General features: G+C 67.2%; 4 protein-coding genes. 3 read left to right on the top strand and 1 reads right to left on the bottom strand.

All coding sequences use genetic code 11. From position 1 onward, the window contains the following. A partial coding sequence (locus tag VIR09_RS10900; RefSeq protein ID WP_332012886.1) for a LysR family transcriptional regulator occupies window positions 1-919 on the bottom strand: 919 nt, incomplete at its 3' end. Window positions 920-1,083: 164 nt separating this feature from the next. On the opposite strand from VIR09_RS10900, the gene VIR09_RS10895 reads away from it, so the two are divergent. The 3 genes from VIR09_RS10895 to VIR09_RS10885 form a co-directional block, all read left to right on the top strand. Continuing rightward, window positions 1,084-2,103, top strand: coding sequence for an NAD(P)-dependent alcohol dehydrogenase (locus tag VIR09_RS10895; protein ID WP_332012885.1), 1,020 nt, complete (start codon window positions 1,084-1,086; stop codon window positions 2,101-2,103). A 93-nt stretch (window positions 2,104-2,196) separates the two neighbouring features. Further along, the gene (locus tag VIR09_RS10890) at window positions 2,197-2,784 is read left to right on the top strand and encodes an NUDIX hydrolase (RefSeq protein WP_332012884.1); all 588 of its coding nucleotides are present in this window, start codon (window positions 2,197-2,199) and stop codon (window positions 2,782-2,784) included. Between the two features lie 26 nt (window positions 2,785-2,810). Next, the coding region (locus VIR09_RS10885; RefSeq protein WP_332012883.1) for a 2Fe-2S iron-sulfur cluster-binding protein at window positions 2,811-3,130 on the top strand (320 nt) is incomplete at its 3' end.

Below are 3,130 nucleotides of genomic sequence, written 5' to 3'. Positions count from 1 at the left end.
AGGCGGCCAGCATGGCCGGCACGCGCGCCGCCAGCGCATCGATGGCGGCGCGCGTCTTGGACGGCAGGTAGCGCGCTTGGGGCCACATGGCATGCACCTCCTGCGAGGCCAGACGGTCGCAGTACATCAGGACGTCGAGTTCTCCGCTATGCACATAGCGCGACAGCATCCAGCAGGGTAGCCAGGCGACCCCTGCTCCGGCGAGGGCGGCGTCCGCGATGGCCTGCAGGTCGTTCAGCCGCAGGCGCGGGCGCAGGCGCAACTGTGTGACCTTGCCGTCCTCGTCCTTGACCGCCCAGGCTTTTTCAACGCCGTTATGCGCATAGATGATGCCGGCGTGTTGCGCCAGCTCGCCCACGCTGGCGGGGCGGCCGTGCGCCTGAATGTAGGCGGGCGAGGCGGTGATGCCCATCATCTGCGTGCCCAGTCGGCGGGCGGCCAGGCTGGCGCTGTCGGGCAGGTCGCCCACGCGGATGGCAAGGTCGTAGCCTTCCTCGATCAGATCGACGATCCGGTCTGTGAACGAAATATCGAGCTGCAATTGCGGGTATTGCAGCGCCATCTCGCGCAGCACGGGCGCAATGCACTGCCGACCGAACACCAGCGGCGCGCTGACCCGCAGCCGGCCCTGGGGTTCGCGGCGACCGCTGTCGAGCTCGGCTTCCGCCGCCTGCAATTCGGCCAGTGCGCGCACGCAGCGGCCGTAATAGGCCTGCCCGTCTTCGGTCAGGCTCTGCCGCCGGGTCGTGCGATGGAACAGCCTGGCGCTCAGGCGAGCCTCCAGCCGCGCTACGGACTTGCCCACGGCCGAGCGCGTCAAGTCCAGGCGCTGGGCTGCCAGCGCGAAGCTGCCGGCTTCCACGACCTGCACGAAGACTTCGATGCCGTCCAGTCTGTCATACCTGAACTGTGTGGGCACTGCGGACTCCTTTGTTTAATTGATTCCCAAGAGGAATCAATGAAAAGAAAAATATGAACCACTGGCGGTGGTTGTTCCCATATATCTTATCGGACCCAGCCGCGCCATGTTGCAACCCTAGCCGGGCGGCGGCGGCAATCTTGAACCCATTAAGGAGCTTCGTCATGCAGGTATACACGGTTACCGGCGATAAGGACCTCGCCTCTCTCAAGCGCATCGAGCGCCAGCCGCGGGCGTTGCAGCCCTTTGAGTTGCGGGTGCGCATCAAGGCGGTGTCGCTGAACTACCGTGATTTGATCGTGGCGCTCGGGCACTACCCGCGGCGATCGGATGGGCCGGTCATCCCCGCGTCGGATGCGGCGGGCGAGGTGATCGAGGTGGGCGCAGGCGTGACCCGATACAAGATCGGCGACCGCGTGATGGGGGCATTCCTGCCGGACTGGATCGACGGCGCGCCCACGCGCGCCAACATGGCCCGGGCGCCGGGGGGCGAGACGGATGGCCTGCTGGCCACCGAGAGCATTTTCGATGAGCACGCGCTGGTGGCCACGCCGGCGACGCTCAGTGACGAACAAGCCTCGACCCTGCCTTGCGCGGCGGTCACCGCCTGGAACGCGCTGTTCGTCGCCGGACGCGCAAGGGCCGGGCAGACGGCGCTGTTCCTGGGCACGGGCGGCGTTTCCATCTGGGGTCTGCAACTGGCCAAGGCGGCCGGCCTGCGCGCCATCATCACGTCATCCAGCGCCAACAAGCTGGCCCGCGCGCGGGAACTGGGCGCGGATGTGACGATCAACTACCGCGAGACGCCGGAATGGCAGGATGAAGTGCAGCGCCAGACGGACGGCGAGGGCGCGCACGTGGTGGTGGAGGTCGGCGGCGAAGGCACGCTCGAACGTTCCGTGGCCGCCGCGAGCATGGGAGGCACGATCGCCGTCATCGGCGGGGTCAGCGGATTCGGGGCCGTTTCGGTATCGCCCTCGGCGTTAATGATGGGCATGAAGCGCCTGGAAGGCGTGGTGGTCGGCAGCCGCAAGATGCTGGAGGACGTGGCGCGCTTCGTAGACGTGGCGGGCATCGTGCCCGTCATCGACCATGTGTATTCCTTCGACGAGGTGCCCGCCGCATTCGCGCAAATGGCGTCGGCGCGGCATTTCGGCAAACTCGTTATCCGGGTCGCGCAGTAGGCGTCATCAGGGAAGGCGGGCGGCGATGGTAAGCTCGTGCTGCCCGCGCGGACTGGCCGTCATCCGCGCGTCCCTTGAGGTATCCGTTCCGCCATGACCCGCAAGCCCGACTCCCATCTCGAAGAAAAACTCGTCGCCAGCGAAGCGCCGTACAACGGCGCCTTCCTGAAGATCCGCCGCGACACGGTCAGCCTGCCGAACGGAAACACGGCCACGCGCGAATACGTGGTGCACCCGGGCGCGGTGGTGGTGATCCCCTTGCTGGACGACGGCCGGGTCCTGCTGGAACGCCAGTTCCGCTATCCCATCGGACGCGTGATGACCGAGTTTCCCGCCGGCAAGCTGGATCCGGACGAGGATCCGCTGGCCTGCGGCAAGCGCGAACTGCTGGAGGAAACCGGCTATACCGCCGATCAGTGGGCGCATGCGGGGGCCTTGCACCTGGCTATCGCCTATTCCACCGAGATCATCCACATCTACTTCGCCCGGGGCCTGCGCGCCGGGCCGCGCCAGCTGGACCAGGATGAATTCCTGGACGTGATCAGCGCGGACCCCGCCGAGCTGATCGCGGCCTGCGCCCAGGGCGAAGTTACCGACGCCAAGACGCTGACCTGCGTGCTTTGGATGCAGAACGTGCTGTCGGGCGCCTGGCAGCTGGACTGGCAGGACAACGCGGGCTGAGGCCCGCCTGCGGGATCCGCCCAACCATGTCTGCTTTTCCCGTTCTGGTGCAGCCTGCCGGCCTGCGCTTCGATGCGCCGGCCGATACCTCCGTGCTGCTGGCGGCGCAGGCGGCCGGCATCAAGCTGCCCAGTTCATGCCGCAACGGTACGTGCCGCGCCTGCATGTGCCTGCTGCTGGAAGGAGAGATCGCCTACAGCATCGAATGGCCGGGGCTGTCGCGCGACGAAAAGGAAGAGGGCTGGATCCTGCCCTGCGTGGCGCGAGCCGGATCCGCGCTCGAAATCCAGGCGCCGCTGGCCGCGCCCATCGAGGCCACGCCAGGGACGCCGCAGCGCGCGCTTAC

It is taken from the genome of Achromobacter sp. (assembly GCF_036567245.1).
Taxonomy (GTDB): domain Bacteria; phylum Pseudomonadota; class Gammaproteobacteria; order Burkholderiales; family Burkholderiaceae_B; genus Achromobacter.
This window is presented reverse-complemented; position numbering and strand designations above follow the sequence as displayed.